The following is a 21,263-nucleotide window of genomic DNA, read 5'->3' on the forward strand; positions in this document are numbered from 1 at the left end:
ATCAAAAACTAACCACATCTCCTAATTTTAAAAGACCAATAAATTTGTCTCTTTTAAAATGAAAAAGTTCATCTATTGCATTCTATTCTTACAACTGTTCCCTTCGGGCATTTTAGCACAAGATGCCCCCAATATCTTATGGATTATAACGGACGATCATCGGCCAGACGCCATTGAAACGTACAACCAAGCTACAACTAGTAAAAGTGAAAGCCCTTTGGGCTATGTATCTTCGCCCAACATAGATAAATTAGCAGAGGAGGGTACAATGTTTGTAAACGCTTTTTGTAATTCCCCCGCTTGCGGCCCTTCTAGAGGTTCGATAATTAGTGGAAGATATCCATTTAGAAATGGACATTATGCATTTGAACAAACACATCAAAACCCAGATTTTGTAAAGCCCACCTTCCCACAAACACTTCAAAAGGAAGGTTACAATACAGCCGTTTTTGGAAAAACCGGTTCCTACATTTACAAATGGGGACCAGGGCAGGGTTTTAGGGATGCAGGTCACTACAATTATGTGATGCACTTTAAACATAGTTTGCAAAAAAATGGCGTTGGAGACCTTTGGACCGTTAGCCCCTACAAAGTGGTTAATGGCAAAGGAGCGTACCAAGGTGTGCAGGAGCATGTGAAATTTGCAGATGGAAGAACAGAGCGCTACTACCTTTCCAAAAAGGATGGCGAGATTACCAATGAAGATGTTTCCAAACGTAAAGCAGTAGAAAAAGAACTTGGCATTTTACGTTCATACACTAGGTATAACAAAAACCTTATTATTGGCGGGCAGAATCCTATGCCTGCCGGACAAACGGTTGATGCGAAAATTGTGGAAGAGCTCAAAAAATATCTTTCTAATAGCAACTCAAATTATATTACCAGCTATGGGGAACAAGTAAAAGGTGCAAACAATCAGAAACCCCTTATGGTCAATTTAGGATTTCATCTGCCACATACCCCAATTTTGCCACCAAAAAGCTATCGTGATGAATTTCGTCAAAAAACCTACAAGGTGCCTGAATTTGATGAAAATGAGTTGGAAAAATTTACTCCACAGCTAAAGCAGTTACATAGAAATTTAAATATGTCACAAATGACCGATGCCGAAAAGCAACAGGCCATTCAAGATTACTATGCATTTTGTGCTTATGGCGATGCTCTGATCGGTGAAGCGGTTGAAGCCTTTAAAGAATATTGCAAGAAGAATAGTCAGGAATACTTAATCGTCTTTACCGTAGGTGACCATGGTTGGCAGTTGGGCGAACAAGGTATAGAGGCCAAATTTGGGCCTTGGAAACAATCTACCAATGGAGCCATAATTATGGTATCATCAGACAAAAACAAGGTTCCAGCAGGAAAAATCAGTCAGCAGTTAATAGAATATGTTGATATTGCCCCAACCCTACTTTCTACCGCCGGAATAGACATTCATAAAAGCGAATACGATTATCTAGATGGACTAAACCTTCTTGATTTTATTAAAGACCCTAAAGAAAAGCGAGATTATACTGTGGGAGAAATTAATTTAGTTGCCGGACCAAGAGCATATATGAGAAGTGAAAATTTCTCATTTTCTATGCGAACTAGACCAACGAACAGAATAGACCTAAACAAAGACATAAAATGGGCATTAGAGTGCCCTGCCGAAAAAGCCGAACTTGCTTTGTACGACCTTAGAGTAGACCCATTGGAGCGGAATAACATAGCTATGAATGGAGATTACCGGAAATTGGCTGACTGGTTTAGAAACAAATTAGGAAGTATTGTACTAGGAGACGGTCGTGTGGAGTGCGATTGGTCTAAAGCCAATACTTACGACATAAGCAACTTTGCAAAAGGAGCACATGACCGCCGTCTAAACATACCCAAAAAGTTGATTCCGAAATTGTAGATGACCAGTATTCAACAACTTAATCCTTTTGCAATAAACCAACGTTTGCAAAAACCAGTTTTCTACATAATAAAGAAAACCCCGTAAACTCACGTTTACGGGGTTCTTTATGCGGAGAAAGAGGGATTCGAACCCCCGGAGGTGTGACCCTCAACAGTTTTCAAGACTGCCGCATTCGACCACTCTGCCATTTCTCCTGAGTGCCTCATCAGGTATTCCCTGAATGCGGGTGCAAATATAGCAACCTTTTTCTAGTTGGTAAAATGTTTTTTTATTTTTTATTCTGAACAATCAAAAATGGGCATCAATTTTCCTAAATTGCCACCTATGCAACAGCCCCTTGTTAGTATTCTTATCCCATTTAAAGACACGGAATCATTTCTAAGTCAATGTCTTAACTCCATAGTAGAACAGGAATACAGGAATTGGGAGGTGCTAGCGGTAAATGATAAAAGTTCAGACGGCAGTCGTAATTTGGTGAATTCGTACGCAAAAAATGACCAGCGCATACAGCTCTTTGATAATGAGGGAAGTGGCATCATTGAAGCGCTAAGAACAGCATACAAACATAGTAAAGGAGAGTTTATTACTCGCATGGATTCTGATGATATTATGGCAGCGGAAAAGCTAAAAGTCATGGTAGAAGCGCTTTTAAATCATGGGGAAGGACACGTAGCTCTGGGGCAGGTACGCTATTTTTCTCATAGGGGTATTGGCAACGGTTACGAACGTTATGAAAAATGGTTAAACAGCTTAACTGAAACGGGTAACAATTATTCGGAAATATATAAAGAGTGTGTTATCCCCTCCCCTTGCTGGATGGTTCATAAAGATGACTTGGACCTGTGTGGTGCCTTTAGACCCAATCTCTATCCTGAAGATTATGACCTTACTTTTCGGTTCTATGCAAACGGCCTTAAGTGCATACCTTCTTCTAAACTATTGCATCTGTGGCGTGATTATGACACCAGAACATCTAGAACCAGCGAACATTACGCTCAGAATTATTTTCTCCAAATCAAACTTCATTATTTTTTAAAGCTTAATTATGACCCCAAACGACCATTGACGGTATGGGGAGCCGGTGCCAAGGGAAAAGAAATTGCAAGGGCATTACTGGAACAGAATATAAATTTTTATTGGGTTTGCGACAATCCTAGGAAAATAGGGAAACATATTTACGATAAAGAAATGTTTCATTTTAGTAAATTAAATGAGCTTCCTAACACCCAAAGCATTATTAGTGTTGCAAATGCAGATGCACAGACCTATATAAAAAAGTTCTTCACGGGCCTTGACCATAAACCAATGAAAGACTATTTCTTTTTTTGCTAAAAACTGAGTATCAGGCTTAATTTATCGTTTTCAAAAATGAAGTAAAATATCTTTTTGACTACCGTAGCAATAAAGTATGAAATGCCTATCTTTGGCAACACAATTCAGGAAATGCAGTTTAAATATCCAGAACTCTTTTGGGCCCTTTTTCTTCTCCTGATTCCTATTTTTATTCATTTATTTCAATTACGTAGGTTTAAGAAAACACCTTTTACGAACGTTAAGTTCCTAAAAAAGGTCGTCTCGGAATCCAGACAAAGCAATACGTTAAAAAAATGGTTGCTTCTTTTTACAAGAATGCTTTTACTCGCTGCATTTATTTTTGCTTTTGCACAGCCATTTTTTGCCAAAGAAACAGCACTAAAGTCAAAGGAAACGGTTATCTATCTAGATAACTCGTTTAGCCTAGAGCTAAAAGACGATGGTGCTACACTTTTAGAAAACGCCGTTCAAGAACTGATTAAGACCCTGCCCAAAACGGAGCGTTTTACACTTTTTACAAATACCAAAACATTCAGAAATACTACTTTGCCAGAAGTTCAGAATGAATTTTTAGCTCTTGCCGCGAGCAATAATCAGTTGCAACTGAATGAAGTTTACCTAAAAGGAAACACCTTATTTTCTACTGACAATTCTACCGAAAAAAATCTGATTGTGCTATCGGATTTTCAGCAAAACATGGTCAGTTCACAGTTAGATGGCCTGCAAAATGTGAACGTCCATTGGGTATCCTTACATGCTGAAGAAACAACAAACGTTGCCGTTGATTCCGCTTATATAGAATCTGAATCTTCTGAAAACTTGAATCTTTCGGTTAAGCTCTCCGGGTCTGGAAAGATAACCAACATTCCGGTTTCTTTGTTTAATGGCGATAAGCTTGTTGCCAAAACATCTACATCCTTCAACGAGTTCAAAAAAGGAACGGCCAATTTTTCCATTCCTAAAAACGAAGCTTTTGACGGTAAGATTGAAATAACAGATTCCGGATTAACATATGATAACTCGCTTTATTTTACGATTGCTGAAAAGGAAAAAATTAAAGTACTCGCTATAGGTGACACCCAAAACACTTTCCTTAACCGAATTTTTACAGAAGATGAGTTTGTTTACACTGCGAGCGAATTGAAAAGCCTCAATTACAGCAACCTGCCAACTCAAAATTTCATTGTCCTCAATAATTTGGAACAAATTCCCTCATCATTGACTACTAGTTTAAAAGCGTTTACTGATAACGGTGGCCATTTGACAATTATTCCATCTACAATTAGTAATATAGACTCCTATAATGCACTGACTAGCAACTACGGCGCAACCACTTTTTTACAAAATATACGGGATGAGCGAGAAATAACCAACATCTCATTTTCTCACCCTCTGTATCGGAATGTTTTTGAAAAAAATGTAACCAATTTTCAGTATCCAAAGGTTTCATCATATTATAAAATTAAATCCGTTGCCCCTACCGCACTGGCTTTTCAGGATAATGAACCCTTCTTAATAGGTAACAATACGTTTTATTTGTTCACCTCGTCCCTATCAACTGAAAACTCCAACTTTATTAATTCCCCAATAGTAGTCCCAACCTTCTATAATATGGCTTCGGGAAGTCTTAATTTGCCCCCTTTATATTCGGTTTTAGGACAGTCTGTTTCAGTAGATGTCCCAACCTCCTTAGCTCAGGATGATATTCTTAAATTAAAGAAAGGGTCTTATGAGTTTATTCCACAGCAACAATCGCTCAGTAATAAGGTTTCACTTTCATTTAACGAGAGTTTGCAGGAAGATGGTACTTATGAAATACGGCAAGACGAAGAAACTATAAAGAACATCAGCTTTAATTACGATAGAAACGAGAGCAATCTCACTTATTTAAACATTCAGGACCAAAAAACCGCATCTACATCAACTTCTATATCTTCCTTGTTCCAAACCATTGAAAAAGACAGCACGGTAACCGAGCTTTGGAAATGGTTTGTTATTTTAGCGTTGGTGTTGCTGTTTATTGAAGTACTTATTCAAAAATATCTTAAATGAACATTCTCTTAAAATCGGCAAAAATTATTGATAAGCATAACGAATCGCTTCATTTAAAGACTCGTGACATTCTTATTAAAGACGGAATAATAGTCAAAATAGCTGCAAAAATAGAGCCCGAAAGTAAAACCCAAGTGGTAAAACACAAAAACTTGCATGTTTCCGTTGGTTGGTTTGATAGTAGCGTTTCTTTTGGCGAGCCGGGTTACGAGGAAAGGGAAACCATAGAAAATGGATTACGCACTGCAGCCTTGAGTGGCTTTACGGATGTTGTACTTAATCCAAGTACGCACCCCTGTCCGGATAGCAGTTCGGATATTGTATACCTTAAAAATGCAGCAGCTGGGCAACTCACCAATCTTTATCCACTTGGCACTTTAACTATGAAAGCGGATGGCAACGATTTGGCCGAGTTGTACGACATGAAAAATGCTGGAGCGGTGGGATTTTATGATTACAAACTTCCCATGACCAATGCCAACCTCCTAAAAGTGGCCTTGCAATATGTTCAAAATTTTAGTGGATTGGTTTATTCCTTTCCCTTGGATACCAAAATTGCGGGAAAAGGCATTGTAAACGAAGGAGCGGTCTCTACCCAATTGGGATTAAAGGGAATTCCGGCTTTGGCAGAACAACTCCAAGTAGCCAGAGACCTTTTTATTTTAGAATATACCGGAGGTAAATTACATATACCTACAATTTCTACGGCCACTTCTGTTAAACTCATTGCAGATGCGAAGAAAAAAGGATTGGACGTGAGTTGTAGTGTTGCCATTCATAACCTGGTCTACACAGACTCCGTTTTAGAAGAGTTTGATTCTACGTATAAAGTGTTGCCGCCTTTGCGCACAAAACCTGATGCCAAAGCACTTTTAAAAGGTCTAAAAGACGGTACTATAGATTTTGTCACCAGCGACCATACCCCTATGAACATAGAGGAAAAACGAATTGAGTTTGATAATGCTTCTTACGGAACTATTGGTTTAGAAACCGCCTTTGGCAGTCTTAACCAGCTTTTAGATATAGAAGCTGTAGTTAACCTTTTAACCAAAGGACGTGAGCGTTATGGCCTAAAATCACCAGAAATAAAAGAAGGGGAAACCGCTTGTTTAACGCTTTTTACCCCGGAAGGAAGCTCTACCTTTAATGAAGAAGATATTGAGTCTACATCCAAAAACAGTATGTTTTTAGGCTCTGAAATGAAAGGTAACGTATACGGAAGCATCAACAATAGCATACACCTAACCACCAATACGAAATAACACAAAACAACAACATTATGGACCACAACACCATTGAAGAAGGGAAAACCATGGCCATCATAAGCTACGTAACGCTAATTGGAACACTTGCAGCTTATTTTATGAACAGGAATCAGAAAAATGAATTTGCCACTTTTCATATAGGCCAAGCACTTAGAGCATGGATTACAGGAATAATCGTATCATTTATAGCCGCCTTGTTGATTATGTTTACTGGAATTGGTGCGTTGAGCTATTTGCAATATGCAGGCTTGATCTTAGCAATCATTGGCGCCATAAATGCAATGAACGGTAAAGTGGAAAAAATTCCTTTAGTAGGGAATATAGGCTAGATGACCTAAATTATAGCATTCACAAAGAGACTCGAAACAGGGTCTCTTTTTTTTGTGCAAGACTACAGCTTAGATTAACTTTGCCGCCATGAACACAGCAAAGGAAGGAAAAACAGCAGCTATAACGGCCTATTTTACTATAGTAGGTTCGCTTATTGCCATTAGCATGAACTCGGAAAGCAGAAATGAATTTGCTCGTTTCCACATTAGGCAAGCATTAGGATTACATTTATTTTTTATAGGATTTGCCCTATTTTTAAGTCAATGGTTCAATGAGTATGCTTGGTACGGCTTGTACATTTCTTATTTTGTGCTATGGTGGTATGGCTTTATAGGTGTCCTAAAAGAGGTAAAACAATCTGTTCCACTTGTTGGCGCTTTTTTTCAAAAATGGCTTAAATTTATCTAATGACTACAGCTCCCCTTTCCTTAGAACACCTGATCAGACCTTCCACAGTAAAAGAAGGCAAAGCCCCGGTTCTATTTATGTTTCATGGCTACGGAAGCAATGAAGAAGATTTGTTTTCCTTTGCCCCGGAACTACCAGAAGAACTCTGTGTAATTTCAGTTAGGGCACCCTACCCTATGGAGCCTTATGGTAATGCTTGGTACGCCATTAATTTTGACGCGGAACAAGGCAAATGGAGCGATGACGAACAAGCAAAACAGTCTAGGGATAAAATCATAGCCTTTATTGATGAAGCCTGCAACACTTATGGCCTTGATGCCAGTAATGTGACTATTCTTGGTTTTAGCCAAGGTACCATATTGAGCTATGCCGTAGCCCTTTCCTATCCTGAAAAAATAAAAAATGTAATTGCCCTAAGTGGCTATATTAACGAAGCAATTTTAAAAGAAGACTACAAGGAAAAGGAGCACTCCCAATTAAAAATATATGCGTCCCACGGTCAAGTAGACCAAGTGATTCCTCCGGAATGGGCGCAGCGGGCACCAGAATTCCTTAAAAATTTGGGTATTGACCATGTTTACGAAGAATTTCCAGTAGGCCATGGTGTTGCCCCTCAAAACTTCTATTCTTTTAAAAAGTGGCTGGAAGACAAAATTTAATTATTGGCTTCGTGTGTACAGTAGGTGGTCAAGCAGGGTGAAATCTACACCTAAATCATCTTTAAGTTCATACTTAATAAGAAGCTCTCCCCAGTATTTTCCATCGGAGAAATCGGTTAAAATCCATTTATGGTTTAGAACCTTTATTTTATTTATTTTGAAGTCGTTCTCCATACCTTCATAAGGCACAAGGGGATTATTACCTTTAGTTTCATTGGTTTCCAACAATTTATCAGCAATGTATCTAGATGGGTCATTAAGGTCCAAGTGATCATAATAAGCCAATGCATCGTCATTGTTTTCTAAAGAGAAATATTGCATTTCCAGCACCTTTAACTGCGTGTTCTTTACTGAATCTTGCAACTGAACTATTTCTTCTTCCAGCTTAGCAATACGTTCATCCTTTACGTTTGCCATCTTTCCGTTACTTACAAAAAGGTAAAGACATATAAGAGATACAAAGATTAACAGGTAAAAAACTATTCTACTTTTCATAAATGAATGTGGTTTGTACTTTAAACTGTAATGGTTAGATTATCGTATGCCAAATGTACATTTTTAGGCAATTTTTTCTCAACTTCCTCATGAAAACCCAGCATATGGCTAATATGCGTGAGATAAGCCGTTTCCGGTTTTACTTGTTCTATGAAAGCCAAAGCTTCTTCTAAATTAAAATGCGAGTGGTGTGGCTCCTCACGTAATGCATTAACCACCAGTACTTTTGAGTTTTTTACTTTTTCCATTTCTACAGATGTCATGGTCTTTACATCCGTTAGGTAGGTTAAATCTTTAATTCTAAAGCCCAAAACTTTTATACGGTTATGACTTGCCTCAATGGGTGTCACTTTTATTCCTCCAATAGAAAAGGGGTGGTCCTTATCAATAAGGTTTACTGCTACTGCAGGTGCCCCTGGATACCTATTTTCATCGGCAAAAATATAATCAAATCGTCTTTTTAGGGAATCTGCAACACGTTTATGCGCATATATAGGTACATCTCCCTGTCTAAAAAAGTAAGGCCTAATATCATCCAGGCCGGCCGTATGATCAGAATGTTCGTGGGTAAATAAGATACCATCTAATTTAAGCACCTCATTTGTAAGCATCTGTGCTCTAAAATCAGGACCACAATCTATTACATAATTATAGTCCTCCCATGATACTAGAGCGGAAACTCTAAGTCTTTTATCTTTTGGGTCAATACTCTTGCAAACCGGGTGATTACTGCCTATTACTGGGATTCCCTGAGAAGTGCCCGTACCCAAAAAAGTAATTTTTAACGTATTGCTCATCTAGAATCAAATTTATAACTAAAAAATTTAATAGGTAACCCGAACTTGTTAACTTTGTTAAAAGCAAAATCGACCAAATGGCTTCAGTTTTAAAACGAGACACTGTATTTGAGAATATCCCTTCAATCAAAGCCAAGACTTTGAGAATCAACTTAAATCCAGACATTTACGGAACGTTTTCCGAAATAGGTGCCGGCCAGGAAACGGCGCGTCATTTCTTTCGCTCCGGAGGTGCGTCAGGCACCATTGCCAAGGCAATGAGCGCGTATGACAAGGATTTTAGCGATGCCATTTATGGTATTGAAGATGATGGGCGTTATGTAACACAATCGCGATTAAAAAAGATGCTTTCGCATGAGATGACACTCATGGAAGAACGTATTAGCCGTGAAACGCACCCAGAGCGACTTTTCTTTTCGTACGCTAACACAGTGGCTACTATAGATTTCTCCAAAAGATATAAAGGCCATGGTTGGGTTGGAATTCGATTCCAATTAGACCCCAACCAAAAAGAGCTTGATGAAATTATACTTCACATTCGTTTTAAGCAGAACGAAGCGCGTTTACAGCAAGAAACTCTTGGTATACTAGGTGTTAATCTAATTTATGGTGCTTTTTACAAATACCATAAACCACGAAAAATGCTGAAATATCTTTATGACCATATTGATAAGGATACCGTGGAGATTGATATGGTGAACTTTTCTGGGCCTAACTTTAAAGAAGTAGACAACAGGTTGATGAGTCTTCAGCTGATTCGTAACGACATGACCGATGCGGTTATGTTCGGACCTGACGGCAATAACTTTTTACCTGCCGCAGCGCTTTACAAAAAGAACATTTTGGCATTGCGCGGAAGCTTTAGACCGGTTACCAAAGTAAATATGGATATGTTCCATAAGTCTTATGACATATTTGTTCGCGATCCGGCCGTAAACCAAGAAAGTACCATGGTTATTTTTGAAATAACCCTTTCTAACCTTAAAGCATCCGGAGAAATTGACGAACAAGATTTTATGGATCGTGCCGAGCTATTATGTTCTTTAGGGCATACGGTAATGATATCTAAGTTTCAAGAGTATTTTAGACTTGTGGAATACTTCAACAGGTACACCAAAGCCAAAATTGGCCTTACTATGGGCGTCAACAATTTGGTAGATATATTTGATGAGAAGTATTACAGACATTTATCCGGAGGTATTTTGGAAGCTTTTGGAAAACTGTTCTTTAAAGACCTTCAGGTTTACCTTTACCCGATGAAAAATGCGGAAACCGGTCAGATCATGACTAGTAACAATATTAAGGTTCATCCAAGAATGAAAGAGCTTTACAAGTTCTTTAAGTATAATGGCAAAGTAATGGACATTATAGATTATGATCCTGAAATTATGCATATTTTCTCCAGGGATGCCCTTAAAAAACTGATAAACAATGAAGAAGGATGGGAAGAAATGCTTCCTGAAGGTATACCTCAGATAATTAAGGATGAAAACCTGTTTACCAGGAAATTACTTAAATCAGAAAAAGAAGATAAGGTAGAATAAAAAAAAGGGGCTGAGCCCCTTTTTTTATCTTTTAAAGTAGCAACTAGTTCTCCAGTAACTGAGCTGCGTGATCTTTGGTCTTTACTTTATCTATTACTTTAGTAACAGTAGCCGCTGCATCTACTACAAACGTTTTTCTGTGAATACCATCATATTCACGCCCCATGAATTTTTTGGGTCCCCAAACACCAAAAGCATTTATTACCGTATGGTCTTCATCTGCTAATAGCGGAAATGGAAAGTTATATTTGTTCTTAAAATTGGTCTGTCTTTTTTCAGAATCGGCACTTACCCCTAATAGTTCATAACCTTGAGATTGGAGTTCCTCATAATTGTCTCTCAAATTACATGCCTCAGCAGTACAACCAGGCGTACTTGCTTTGGGGTAGAAAAAGACAATTAACTTCTTGCCTTTATAATCGGATAATTTAATTGTATTGCCATCTTGGTCTTTAGCTGAAAAATCGGGTACTTTGTCTCCTACTTGCAATGTATTCATAGCACTTCTTTTTTGTGTGTTTCAATTTTCATTGCTAAAATTAGACAAAAATGACAAAAGCGGAAAAGGTTGATTTTACTATTAAGACCCTAAAAGAAATTTATCCCACTATACCGGTTCCTTTAGACCACAAAGACCCCTATACTTTATTGATTGCGGTTTTATTATCCGCCCAGAGTACAGATGTTAGGGTCAACCAGATTACGCCATTGTTGTTTGAAAGAGCAGACAATCCTTATGACATGGTAAAACTATCGGTAGAAGAAATCCGGGAGATTATAAAACCCGTTGGACTTTCACCTATGAAATCAAAAGGAATTCACGGGCTATCTAAGATGTTGATTGAAAAATACGAGGGTATAGTTCCGCAGGAAATAGAACTTTTAGAGGAGTTTCCTGCCGTTGGGCACAAAACCGCAAGCGTTGTGGTGTCTCAGGCTTTTGGGATTCCGGCATTTCCGGTAGACACCCACATTCATAGATTAATGTACCGCTGGGGCTTTACGAATGGAAAAAATGTAGTGCAAACAGAAAAAGATGCCAAACGTCTGTTCCCAAAGGAAATTTGGAACGACTTGCATCTTCAGATTATTTGGTACGGTAGAGAATATTCTCCAGCCAGGGGATGGAATTTAGAAAATGACATCATTACCAAAACTATTGGAAGAAAATCCGTCATAGACGAATATTACAAAGCAAAAAAGACCCGTTAAAATCGGGTCTTATATATTTAGTTTAAGCTATTTTCAAATTGAAAATTCTTGTACTCAACTATGTGAAATTGCTTTGAAAAACTAAGCAATAAGTTGATTGTTTCTTTTGTGGCTTGAATAGTTGCACCTCTTTCAAGATTCTCAGAGTAAATTTTTTCCATAATAGTAGTATTGTTATACAAAGGATAACGCAACTAGAATGGAAATATTGTTATGTATTATTAGTGATCTATTAATTAGTTAACACTATGTTATTCTTGTCTATGATTTTTCTAAGGTTAATTAACGCGTAACGCATTCTACCTAAGGCAGTATTGATACTTACTCCCGTATTTTCGGAAATCTCTTTGAAGCTCATATCTTTATAGATACGCATTACTAAAACTTCTTTTTGATCATCCGGTAATTCTTCGATCAAGTGCTTTAAGTCAGATGTTATCTGGTCTTTAATTATCTGTTTTTCAGCATTTAATTTATCATCACCTATTACAGAAAAGATGTTAAAATCATCACTACCTTCAAACATTGGCATTCTTTTGTTCTTTCTGAAATGGTCAATAATTAAATTGTGTGCTATACGCATTACCCATGGTAAAAATTTACCTTCTTCACTATAAGACCCTCTTTTTAAAGTTTTGATTACTTTAATAAAGGTATCTTGAAAAATATCTTCAGTAACATCTCTATCTAAAACCTTAGAGTAAATAAAGCTAGAAATTCTTTGGTTATGACGGTTAATTAAAACTTCAAGCGCTTTTTCATCGCCGCTAATGTAATCTCTTACTAGTACTGAATCTTCGATCTGTGAACTCATGGTGTAGGGTTTTTAGTTTTAGACTTGAGACTTTCTAAAGAAAGGCTTTTGTTATTTAGTTCTTTTTGAGTGTTTTGTTATCCTTTGGTGGATGACCTTGTTGTTAATTATGATATAAAACTAGATAATAGAGGCCTCTAGAAAAAAACATTGTTGTAAAACCGCTAGTTTTTGATGTGAAATGCTACTTTTCTATTTTTCCGCAAAATAAAATGGATTGAAGTGCGTTAGCCACACAAAATCAGCTCTCTGTAGAATACCTCAGAACTACCTTGCTAATGCCAACGAATGTTACTAATAGGACATAACGTATACCTTACGCTATAAAAACAGCTATTTACACTAGTTATTTCCTACAAAAAAGCCCTGCCAATTTTCATTGACAGGGCTCTATATACTTTAAAGGAACTAAGCTTAGTTCAAATTAGATTCAAATTGCAGGCCGTTTGCTTCTGTAATTTCTAAAGCTTTTGAATAATCCAATAGAAACTTTACTGTTGAAGGTTTTGCTTTAGCCAATCTACATTTGTCCGATTCTGTAGCGTAAATTTTTTCCATATCTATTTTAGTATTGTTACAATGGTATAACGGCACTAATATAAATATAATGAATAGCTTCGACCTATCGCCTATTAATTCGTTAAAACAATATTGTGCTGTTCTATTATCTTCCTTAGGTTAATAAGGGCATAACGCATTCTCCCTAATGCCGTGTTTATACTAACACCGGTATTTTCCGAAATCTCTTTGAAACTCATATCCTTATAAATACGCATAATCAACACCTCTCTTTGGTCTACAGGCAATTCTGCCACCAGCACCTCTAGGTCACAATCTATTTGATCTTTTATCAATTGGCGTTCTGCATTAAGCTTATCATCGCCAATCAAAGAAAAGATATCAAAACTATCCGCTCCTTCAAACATAGGCATGCGACTACTTTTTCTAAAATGGTCTATAATAAGGTTGTGCGCAATACGCATTACCCAAGGCAAGAACTTACCTTCTTCATTATACGCTCCGCGGCGTAATGTTTTTATAACCTTAATAAAGGTATCTTGAAAAATGTCTTCAGTAATATTACGGTTGTTCACTTTAGAATAAATGAAACTACTTAACCGCTGATTGTGCTTCTCAATCAGAATTTCCAATGCTTTTTCATCACCGGAAACGTATTTTTTAATAAGAAGGGAATCTTCCGTCAATATATCCATAACAATTACTTTAATGGTTAAAACGAGACGCCTTCCCTATGGAAAGGTCTTGTAGATAATGTTTTAAACTTTCTAAAAGTAATTTTTTGCTATAGGCGTATTAACATTTTATTAGGGCTCAAATATAGAAAAAATTAAATGACTTTAGAAAATTTCTATCGTTATGCACACATTTTTTAATGCCATTCATACAATTTTAGTTATTAAATTCTCCATATTGTATCTTTGCATACTTAGATATGAAAATGGCCGAAATAGTAGATGTAAACCCCAAGCACAACATTATAATAAAGGGTGCAAAGCTGCATAACCTAAAGAATATAGATGTTGTTATACCCCGTAATAAATTAGTTGTTATAACAGGTCTTTCCGGATCAGGAAAGTCTAGTTTGGCTTTTGACACACTCTACGCAGAGGGTCAAAGACGCTACGTAGAGAGTTTATCCTCATACGCCAGGCAGTTCTTGGGTAAACTTGACAAACCTAAAGTAGACTATATAAAAGGTATAGCCCCGGCCATTGCCATTGAACAGAAAGTAAATTCTACAAACCCGCGATCTACAGTGGGTACCACTACGGAGATTTATGATTACTTAAAATTGCTATATGCCCGTATAGGACGTACCATATCCCCTATTTCTGGCCGTGAAGTAAAGAAGGATACGGTTACAGACGTTGTGGACCATGTAAAGAAATACGAAGAAGGAACTAAATTACTGTTACTGGCTCCTATAGTTATTGATGAAAATAGGGAACCTTTAAAATCACTTCAACTACTTTCTAAACAAGGATATGCTAGGATAAAATATAATGATGAAGTCTTACGTATAGATAATGTGCCGGAAGATATTGGCAGAAATTTTGAGTTAGTGGTTGATAGAATTATCGTAAAAGACGATGAGGATTTCTACAACCGATTGGCCAATGCCGTTGACACCGCTTTTTTTGAAGGAAAAGGAGAATGTGCTATAGAAGAACTGGCCACAGGAGAAAAAATTCCGTTTAGTAACAAGTTTGAGCTAGATGGTATGTCTTTCTTAGAACCTAACGTGCATTTGTTCAGCTTTAACAACCCTTATGGAGCATGCCCAAAATGTGAAGGTTACGGAGATGTAATTGGTATAGACGAAGACCTTGTTATTCCCAATACCGCCTTATCCGTTTATGAAAACGCCATATTTCCATGGAGAGGTGAAAGTATGGGGTGGTATAGAGATCAACTCGTAAACTCGGCTTATAAGTTTGATTTTCCCATTCACAAACCTTGGTTTGAGCTTTCGGACGAGCAGAAGCAATTGGTTTGGAACGGCAATGACCACTTTATTGGACTCAACAAATTTTTTGAACAGCTAGAGGAAAAAAGTTATAAAATACAGAATAGGGTAATGCTTTCCCGTTACCGCGGTAAAACAAGATGTAATTTTTGTCATGGGAAACGGTTACGGAAGGAAACCGATAATATTAAGGTTAATGGAAAAAACATTTCCGATTTGGTGGAGCTGCCCATTAAAAAATTGATTCCGTTTTTTGAGGAGCTGGTTTTGGATAAAACCGATGAGAAAATTGCTTCTTGCTTATTAAAGGAAATCAATACAAGGTTAGGCTTTTTAAATAAAGTAGGTTTAAGCTATTTGACTATTAACCGAAAGTCCAATAGCCTGTCCGGTGGAGAGAGTCAGCGTATTAATCTAGCAACATCATTGGGCAGTAGCCTTGTGGGAAGTATGTATATCCTAGATGAGCCCAGTATAGGTTTGCACCCTAAGGACACAGAGAACTTAATAGATGTTTTACTATCCTTGCGCGACCTTGGCAATACGGTTATTGTTGTTGAACATGATGAAGATATCATGAAAGCAGCGGACGAAGTTATTGACATTGGTCCAGAAGCAGGTACACATGGCGGAGAAGTAGTTGCGCATGGGACTCTCAATGAAATTTTAAAATCAACCTCCTTAACGGCTCATTATTTGAACGGAACAGAAGAAATTCCCGTTCCCAGTAAAAGAAGAACTTCTACAGATTACATAACTATTATAGGAGCTCGGGAAAATAATCTTAAGAATATTAATGTTACGTTTCCGCTTCATATGCTTACCGTGGTAACTGGTGTTTCCGGTAGCGGAAAAAGCACTTTGGTCAAAAAACTGTTGTATCCCATTATCTTGAAAGAAGTTGGCGGCTATGGGGAAAAAGCGGGACAGTTTACCAAAGTTGAAGGAAAATACAAGACTATCAAGCACGTTGAGTTCGTAGACCAAAATCCAATAGGGCGGTCATCACGCTCAAACCCGGTAACCTATATTAAAGCATATGATGACATTAGGAGTCTTTTCGCTGCGCAAAAACTTAGTAAAATAAGAGCATATCAAGCCAAGCATTTTTCTTTTAATGTTGATGGTGGCCGATGCGAAAAGTGTAAAGGTGAAGGTGAAATTACTGTAGAAATGCAGTTCATGGCAGATGTTCACTTGGAATGCGACACCTGCGGAGGAAAACGTTTTAAAAAGGAAGTGTTAGAGGTCAAATTTGAAGATGCCAGCATAGATGACGTCTTAAACATGACCATTGACGATGCCATTGCCTTCTTTGAAAAGTACAAACAAACCAAAATTGTTACCAAACTGAAGCCTTTACAAGATGTAGGTCTTGGCTATGTAACCTTGGGGCAGTCCTCTTCTACCCTATCAGGTGGAGAAGCACAGCGTATTAAACTTGCTTCATTTTTAGTAAAAGGCACCACAAAAGACAAGGCGCTCTTTATTTTTGATGAACCTACTACAGGTTTGCATTTTCATGATATTAAAAAGCTTTTAAAGTCTTTTGATGCTCTTATCTCAAAAGGACATTCCGTAATTGTTATTGAGCACAACATTGAATTGATTAAATGTGCAGACTATATTATAGACCTAGGCCCCGAAGGTGGTGAAGGAGGGGGAAACTTATTAGCAGAGGGTACTCCTGAAGAGGTTGCAAAAAGTAAAACTTCTTTTACGGCTACCTATTTAAAAGAGAAACTATAGGAGAATCAATATTTCACCTAATAGAATATAAAAGACCATATTTTCTGTAAAAAAGGAAATATGGTCTTTTACTTTTTCACTTTTTCAAACCTATCTAAAAACAAACACTTCTTTTCATATAGACCTCAAAACTTATAATCAACTCATTATAAGATACTTGACTATATCTTATAGTTTTTGGCACGCTGTTTGTTTATTACAACTCGAATGTAAATAATTACATTCAGGAATTTAAAACCTTATATCATGAGAAACTTACTACTCTTTTTTTCGGCCCTAATTTTTACCACTTCTGGTGTTATGGCCACAGGTACAGTTGAAGATAAGGTTGCAGAACGCAATGCTTATAGATACAACGACTCATTTATTTTTGTTGAGAATGGCATTACGTTTTCGGTATACCCAGATGGTGAATTCGATTTTTACATAGACAGTCGTGTAAGCGGCCGTAGAAATGGGGTTACCTTTAATTCGGGATTTGATTATAGTCCGTATGCCCAGTACGATGATTACGGTGCCGTAATACAAGTTGAGAACGTACCTATTTATTATGACTATTATGGTCGTGTTACACAAATTGGAGATGTAGATATTAGCTATAATAACAATCGCGTACGTAGTGTAGGTGGAATGTATGTGTACTATAACCGTAGAGGTTTATATGATTATCACACCGGATACATCAATATTTATAATAGAAATTATGTGTACAGACCTTTTCATGCATTTTTTGCAAGACCTACATTAGGCTTTTGTTTAGTGTTCAATAGACCTTATAGAAGATTTTACAGCCCTATTCGTTACACCTATTACAATCCTTATAGATATAATACTAGACGTGCTTATGCCAAAATTGGAAGAACGCATAGATATAATAAAGTAAGAAATGATAGGTCTAGAATCTATAAAAATGACAGAAGAGTAGCAGTTAGAACAAATAACTCAAGAAACAACAGGTCTGTTTCAAAGAGAAATTACGCTACTACTCGTACGAATAGGTCGGTTGCAAATCGTGATAATTCAGCAAGAAGAACCGTTTCAAGAAGTGGTGCCACACGTTCTAATAATACGAATCGTAAAATTACGAACCGTAGCACAACGGTGAGATCTAGAGCAAACACCCCATCTAGAAATAGTTCGGTAGCGCAGAGGTCTACTGCGGTAAGAAAAGCTAACGGCAATACGGTGAGCAAAAGAACAGTAACCAGATCACCACGTAGCACAACGGTAAAAAGAAGTACGACTACTTATAGAAGTCCGCAGAATAACAGGAGTACAAATAGAACTGTGAGAAAAGCTCCTTCGCAAAGTAGAAGTAACGTTAGTACAAGAAGTTCTTCTAGAAGGTCTGTAACTAAGGCCCCATCTAGAAGTAGTAGAAATAATACCTCTTCAAGGGCTACAACATCAAGAAGTTCAAGAAGATATTAAGATAGTTTTTAGGTTGGTTAGTTGTTGCCCCCGCAGTAGATTTATTTACTGCGGGGGTTTTTCATTTCAGTACCGGAATTAGCCCACCTTTGTTACAGTAACTTTTATGGATTTACTAATTGGCGTTTTACTTTTATCCGCATACTGATCATGAGGAATAAGAACATTGGTCTCTGGATAGTACGCTGCCAAATCCCCGGAAGGGATATTGTAAGGCACCACCAAAAACTTATTGGCCGTACGCACTTCACCGTTATATGAACTGCTAATATTTATAACGTCTTTTTTCTTAAGCCCCTGTTTTTCCATATCCTCCGGATTCATGAACAATACCCGTCTTTCATTATAGATTCCGCGGTACCTATCATCCATACCGTAAATAGTGGTATTGAACTGGTCATGAGACCTAATTGTCATTAACATGAACTCCTCTTCCTTTAAGTTATGTTCCGGCAAAGGGTTAACGGTCAATTGGGCCCTGCCATTAGGAAGCATACTAAAATCAAGGTTACGGACATTGTTAGGTAAATAGTAGCCTATACCCTTAGATCTCTCTTTTGTATTTTCAAAGCCCTTAACTACCTTATCTATGCTTTCCCTAATAAGTTCGTAGTTCTCGCCCATAGCTTTCCAATCTACAGAGTGTCTACCACCAAAATAAGTATGGGCCAATTCAGCAATAAGTTCAGGTTCACTTTTAATGTTATCTGAAGTCGGTTTTAAAAGTCCACGAGATTGTCTCACCCGCCCCATACTATCTTCCATAGTCTGATAGCGTAAGGTGCCATCTTTCATATCTTTTTCAGATCTACCAAAAGTGGGCAATATAAGTGCCGTTTTTCCAGTAACCAGGTGAGAGCGATTCAACTTTGTACTTACCTGTACAGTAAGTTCACAATTTTGCATTGCTTGTGCAGTATACATAGTATCCGAAGCGGCCATCAGAAAATTTCCGCCTAAACAAATAAACACTTTACCTTTTTCATCGTGCATGGCCTTAATAGCTCCCACAACATCTACACCTTCTTTATCCGGAGCAGTAAACCCTAAGTGTGTCTTTATACGCGCGTTTAGTTCTTCATTCACAAAATGCATAATACCCACAGAGCGATCCCCTTGCACATTGCTGTGACCACGCACCGGGCAGGTACCTGCATTAGGTTTTCCCAAAGACCCTTTTAATAACAATAGGTTTAAATATTCGCATATGGTAGCTACCCCATTTTTATGCTGAGTCAACCCCATGGCCCAACATACTACGATGTTGCTACTTGTTGCCAAAAGGGCTACCGTTTCATTAATTTTTTCGTTACTAACACCACTCAAGGCTAATAGTGATTCCTCATCATAATTCTTAAAGTCCGAAATCAAGGATTCATAACCATCTACATATTTAACCATAAAATCATGGTCAAAAACCTTTTGTCCGCTCTCATCCAAAGCGGCAAGTCTCATTAAGATGAGCTTCATTAAAGCGATATCTTGATTGATGCGGACTTGCAAATGAATATCCGTTAGGTCTTCCCCACCACCAATTAAACCATTTAAATGTTGTGGATTTTTAAAATTTATTAGACCGGATTCCTCCAAAGGGTTAATACTAATTATCTTTCCCCCATTCTTCTTGCATTTCTCCAATGCCGATAGCATCCTAGGATGGTTCGTACCTGGGTTTTGACCTGCAACAATAACGACATCCGCACCATATAAATCCTCCAATTTCACTGAACCTTTTCCAATACCTAAAGTTTCCGAAAGGGCTACTCCACTAGATTCGTGGCACATATTGGAACAGTCGGGCATATTATTGGTCCCAATGGCACGCGCAAACATACCGTATAAATAGGCTGCTTCATTACTTGACCTACCTGATGTATAGAAGATAGCGTCGTCCGGTGAATTTAATTTATGTAGCTCTATAGAAATAAGTTCATAAGCCTCTTCCCAAGAGATGGGCTCATAGTGCACGCTACCCGGTCTTAGCACCAATGGTTCGGTAATTCTACCAAATTTATTCAGTTGATACTCCGTTAATTTGGAAAGTTCCTCTACAGAGTATTTTTTAAAAAAATCACGACCAATTTTGTCCGTAGTGGCCTCATCGGCAACGGCCTTTGCCCCATTTTCACAGTATTCTGCAATAGACGACGGATGTTCCGGGTTGGGCCAAGCACAACTTGGACAATCAAAACCATCTTCTTGGTTAAGTTCCAAAAAGGCACGCATAGAGCGTACTATACCCATTTCTTTAAATCCGTGGCGTAAAGCCTCGGTAACCCCTAATTTCCCTGCTGCATACTTAACAGGTTCTGTAATCTTAATATTTGAAAAATCTTCGGAACCTATTATTGTAACGTTCCTTTGATTGTCTTTATGTGACATACTTAACTTCTATTTCTAGTGTTTCAATTTCGGGTTAGGGTAATTATCGGATTCATCTTCTCCCCTGTCTTCTAGACAATTGAAATCCTTTTCTACCAAAAGAGATAGAGTTTTTCCATCTTTAAGAGGTACTAAATTACTAAACCCTACCTTTTTACTGCTTTCCCAACCCTGAATCATTTCCGAAGGTAAAATCAAAGTAATTTTATCATTCTCAAAACTAGCCGTAAGCGAAGTTGCTCTGGTTTGGCTGCTTAAAGCATATGCAAATGTGCTATTTACAAATTGTGTTTCTTCCTGAATATATCCTTCTTTACAAAGTTGCGACACTTCTGTTTTGGTAATACGCACACGTATGGAGTTACCTTTTATCCGTATTTTCATTGAGGTACTTGTTGATACTGACTAGTAGAAATAGCCCGAAAT

The 21,263-nt window shown here is 37.7% G+C and carries 19 protein-coding genes and 1 tRNA gene; 11 read left to right on the plus strand and 9 right to left on the minus strand.

Annotation, left to right across the window (positions count from 1 at the left end; genetic code table 11):
- Window positions 1–58: 58 nt before the first annotated feature.
- Window positions 59–1,894 (plus strand): sulfatase-like hydrolase/transferase, encoded by a 1,836-nt coding sequence (locus H9565_RS14010; protein ID WP_215440538.1) that lies wholly within the window; start codon window positions 59–61, stop codon window positions 1,892–1,894.
- 112 nt (window positions 1,895–2,006) lie between these two features.
- Here H9565_RS14010 and H9565_RS14015 read toward each other — a convergent pair.
- Window positions 2,007–2,091, minus strand: a tRNA-Ser gene (locus H9565_RS14015).
- Between the two features lie 130 nt (window positions 2,092–2,221).
- Here H9565_RS14015 and H9565_RS14020 point away from each other — a divergent pair.
- The 6 genes from H9565_RS14020 (at window position 2,222) to H9565_RS14045 (ending at window position 7,925) form a co-directional block, all read left to right on the plus strand.
- A complete protein-coding gene (locus H9565_RS14020) occupies window positions 2,222–3,229 on the plus strand; it encodes a glycosyltransferase family 2 protein (RefSeq protein WP_215440539.1) in 1,008 nt (335 codons plus the stop codon).
- 54 nt (window positions 3,230–3,283) lie between these two features.
- The gene (locus tag H9565_RS14025) at window positions 3,284–5,263 is read left to right on the plus strand and encodes a BatA domain-containing protein (protein ID WP_246560624.1); all 1,980 of its coding nucleotides are present in this window, start codon (window positions 3,284–3,286) and stop codon (window positions 5,261–5,263) included.
- Entirely contained in the window at window positions 5,260–6,525 is a 1,266-nt protein-coding gene (locus H9565_RS14030) for a dihydroorotase (protein WP_215440540.1), read from the plus strand. Before H9565_RS14025 ends, H9565_RS14030 begins: the two co-directional genes overlap by 4 nt.
- 17 nt (window positions 6,526–6,542) lie before the next feature.
- The gene (locus H9565_RS14035) at window positions 6,543–6,857 is read left to right on the plus strand and encodes a DUF4870 domain-containing protein (RefSeq protein WP_215440541.1); all 315 of its coding nucleotides are present in this window, start codon (window positions 6,543–6,545) and stop codon (window positions 6,855–6,857) included.
- An 88-nt stretch (window positions 6,858–6,945) separates the two neighbouring features.
- Window positions 6,946–7,266 carry a hypothetical protein gene (locus H9565_RS14040; protein WP_215440542.1) on the plus strand — a complete coding sequence of 107 codons (321 nt, stop codon included), beginning with the start codon at window positions 6,946–6,948 and terminating at the stop codon, window positions 7,264–7,266.
- Entirely contained in the window at window positions 7,266–7,925 is a 660-nt protein-coding gene (locus H9565_RS14045) for an alpha/beta hydrolase (protein ID WP_215440543.1), read from the plus strand. The genes H9565_RS14040 and H9565_RS14045 overlap by 1 nt, the downstream gene beginning before the upstream one ends.
- On the opposite strand, the gene H9565_RS14050 is transcribed toward H9565_RS14045, so the two are convergent.
- Entirely contained in the window at window positions 7,926–8,420 is a 495-nt protein-coding gene (locus H9565_RS14050) for a hydrolase (protein WP_215440544.1), read from the minus strand.
- A 20-nt stretch (window positions 8,421–8,440) separates the two neighbouring features.
- Window positions 8,441–9,217, minus strand: coding sequence for an MBL fold metallo-hydrolase (locus H9565_RS14055; protein ID WP_215440546.1), 777 nt, complete (start codon window positions 9,215–9,217; stop codon window positions 8,441–8,443).
- A gap of 77 nt (window positions 9,218–9,294) precedes the next feature.
- Here H9565_RS14055 and H9565_RS14060 point away from each other — a divergent pair, with 77 nt between their 5' ends.
- On the plus strand, window positions 9,295–10,761 hold the full coding sequence (locus tag H9565_RS14060; protein ID WP_215440548.1) for a TonB-dependent receptor: 1,467 nt from the start codon (window positions 9,295–9,297) through the stop codon (window positions 10,759–10,761).
- Window positions 10,762–10,804: 43 nt separating this feature from the next.
- Here H9565_RS14060 and bcp read toward each other — a convergent pair whose 3' ends face one another.
- Complete coding sequence (gene bcp / locus H9565_RS14065) at window positions 10,805–11,260, minus strand: thioredoxin-dependent thiol peroxidase (protein WP_215440550.1); 456 nt, start codon at window positions 11,258–11,260, stop codon at window positions 10,805–10,807.
- 50 nt (window positions 11,261–11,310) lie between these two features.
- On the opposite strand from bcp, the gene H9565_RS14070 reads away from it, so the two are divergent.
- On the plus strand, window positions 11,311–11,973 hold the full coding sequence (locus tag H9565_RS14070) for an endonuclease III domain-containing protein (RefSeq protein WP_215440552.1): 663 nt from the start codon (window positions 11,311–11,313) through the stop codon (window positions 11,971–11,973).
- A gap of 232 nt (window positions 11,974–12,205) precedes the next feature.
- On the opposite strand, the gene H9565_RS14075 is transcribed toward H9565_RS14070, so the two are convergent.
- The 3 genes from H9565_RS14075 to H9565_RS14085 form a co-directional block, all read right to left on the minus strand.
- The gene (locus tag H9565_RS14075; protein WP_215440554.1) at window positions 12,206–12,787 is read right to left on the minus strand and encodes an RNA polymerase sigma factor; all 582 of its coding nucleotides are present in this window, start codon (window positions 12,785–12,787) and stop codon (window positions 12,206–12,208) included.
- A gap of 414 nt (window positions 12,788–13,201) precedes the next feature.
- A complete protein-coding gene (locus H9565_RS14080) occupies window positions 13,202–13,345 on the minus strand; it encodes a hypothetical protein (protein WP_215440556.1) in 144 nt (47 codons plus the stop codon).
- A gap of 74 nt (window positions 13,346–13,419) precedes the next feature.
- The gene (locus tag H9565_RS14085; protein WP_215440558.1) at window positions 13,420–14,001 is read right to left on the minus strand and encodes a sigma-70 family RNA polymerase sigma factor; all 582 of its coding nucleotides are present in this window, start codon (window positions 13,999–14,001) and stop codon (window positions 13,420–13,422) included.
- Between the two features lie 245 nt (window positions 14,002–14,246).
- Between H9565_RS14085 and uvrA the strand changes: the two genes are divergently transcribed.
- Window positions 14,247–17,024, plus strand: a complete 2,778-nt coding sequence (gene uvrA, locus H9565_RS14090; protein WP_215440560.1) for an excinuclease ABC subunit UvrA — start codon at window positions 14,247–14,249, stop codon at window positions 17,022–17,024.
- Window positions 17,025–17,270: 246 nt separating this feature from the next.
- Entirely contained in the window at window positions 17,271–18,455 is a 1,185-nt protein-coding gene (locus tag H9565_RS14095; RefSeq protein WP_215440562.1) for a hypothetical protein, read from the plus strand.
- 78 nt (window positions 18,456–18,533) lie between these two features.
- On the opposite strand, the gene H9565_RS14100 is transcribed toward H9565_RS14095, so the two are convergent.
- Together H9565_RS14100 and H9565_RS14105 are read right to left on the minus strand one after the other, a co-directional pair.
- Window positions 18,534–20,837 carry an FdhF/YdeP family oxidoreductase gene (locus H9565_RS14100; protein WP_215440564.1) on the minus strand — a complete coding sequence of 768 codons (2,304 nt, stop codon included), beginning with the start codon at window positions 20,835–20,837 and terminating at the stop codon, window positions 18,534–18,536.
- A gap of 15 nt (window positions 20,838–20,852) precedes the next feature.
- A complete protein-coding gene (locus H9565_RS14105; protein ID WP_215440566.1) occupies window positions 20,853–21,221 on the minus strand; it encodes a DUF7009 family protein in 369 nt (122 codons plus the stop codon).
- Between the last annotated feature and the right edge of the window lie 42 nt (window positions 21,222–21,263).

The organism is Zobellia russellii, from assembly GCF_018728565.1.
In the GTDB taxonomy this organism is placed as follows: domain Bacteria; phylum Bacteroidota; class Bacteroidia; order Flavobacteriales; family Flavobacteriaceae; genus Zobellia; species Zobellia russellii.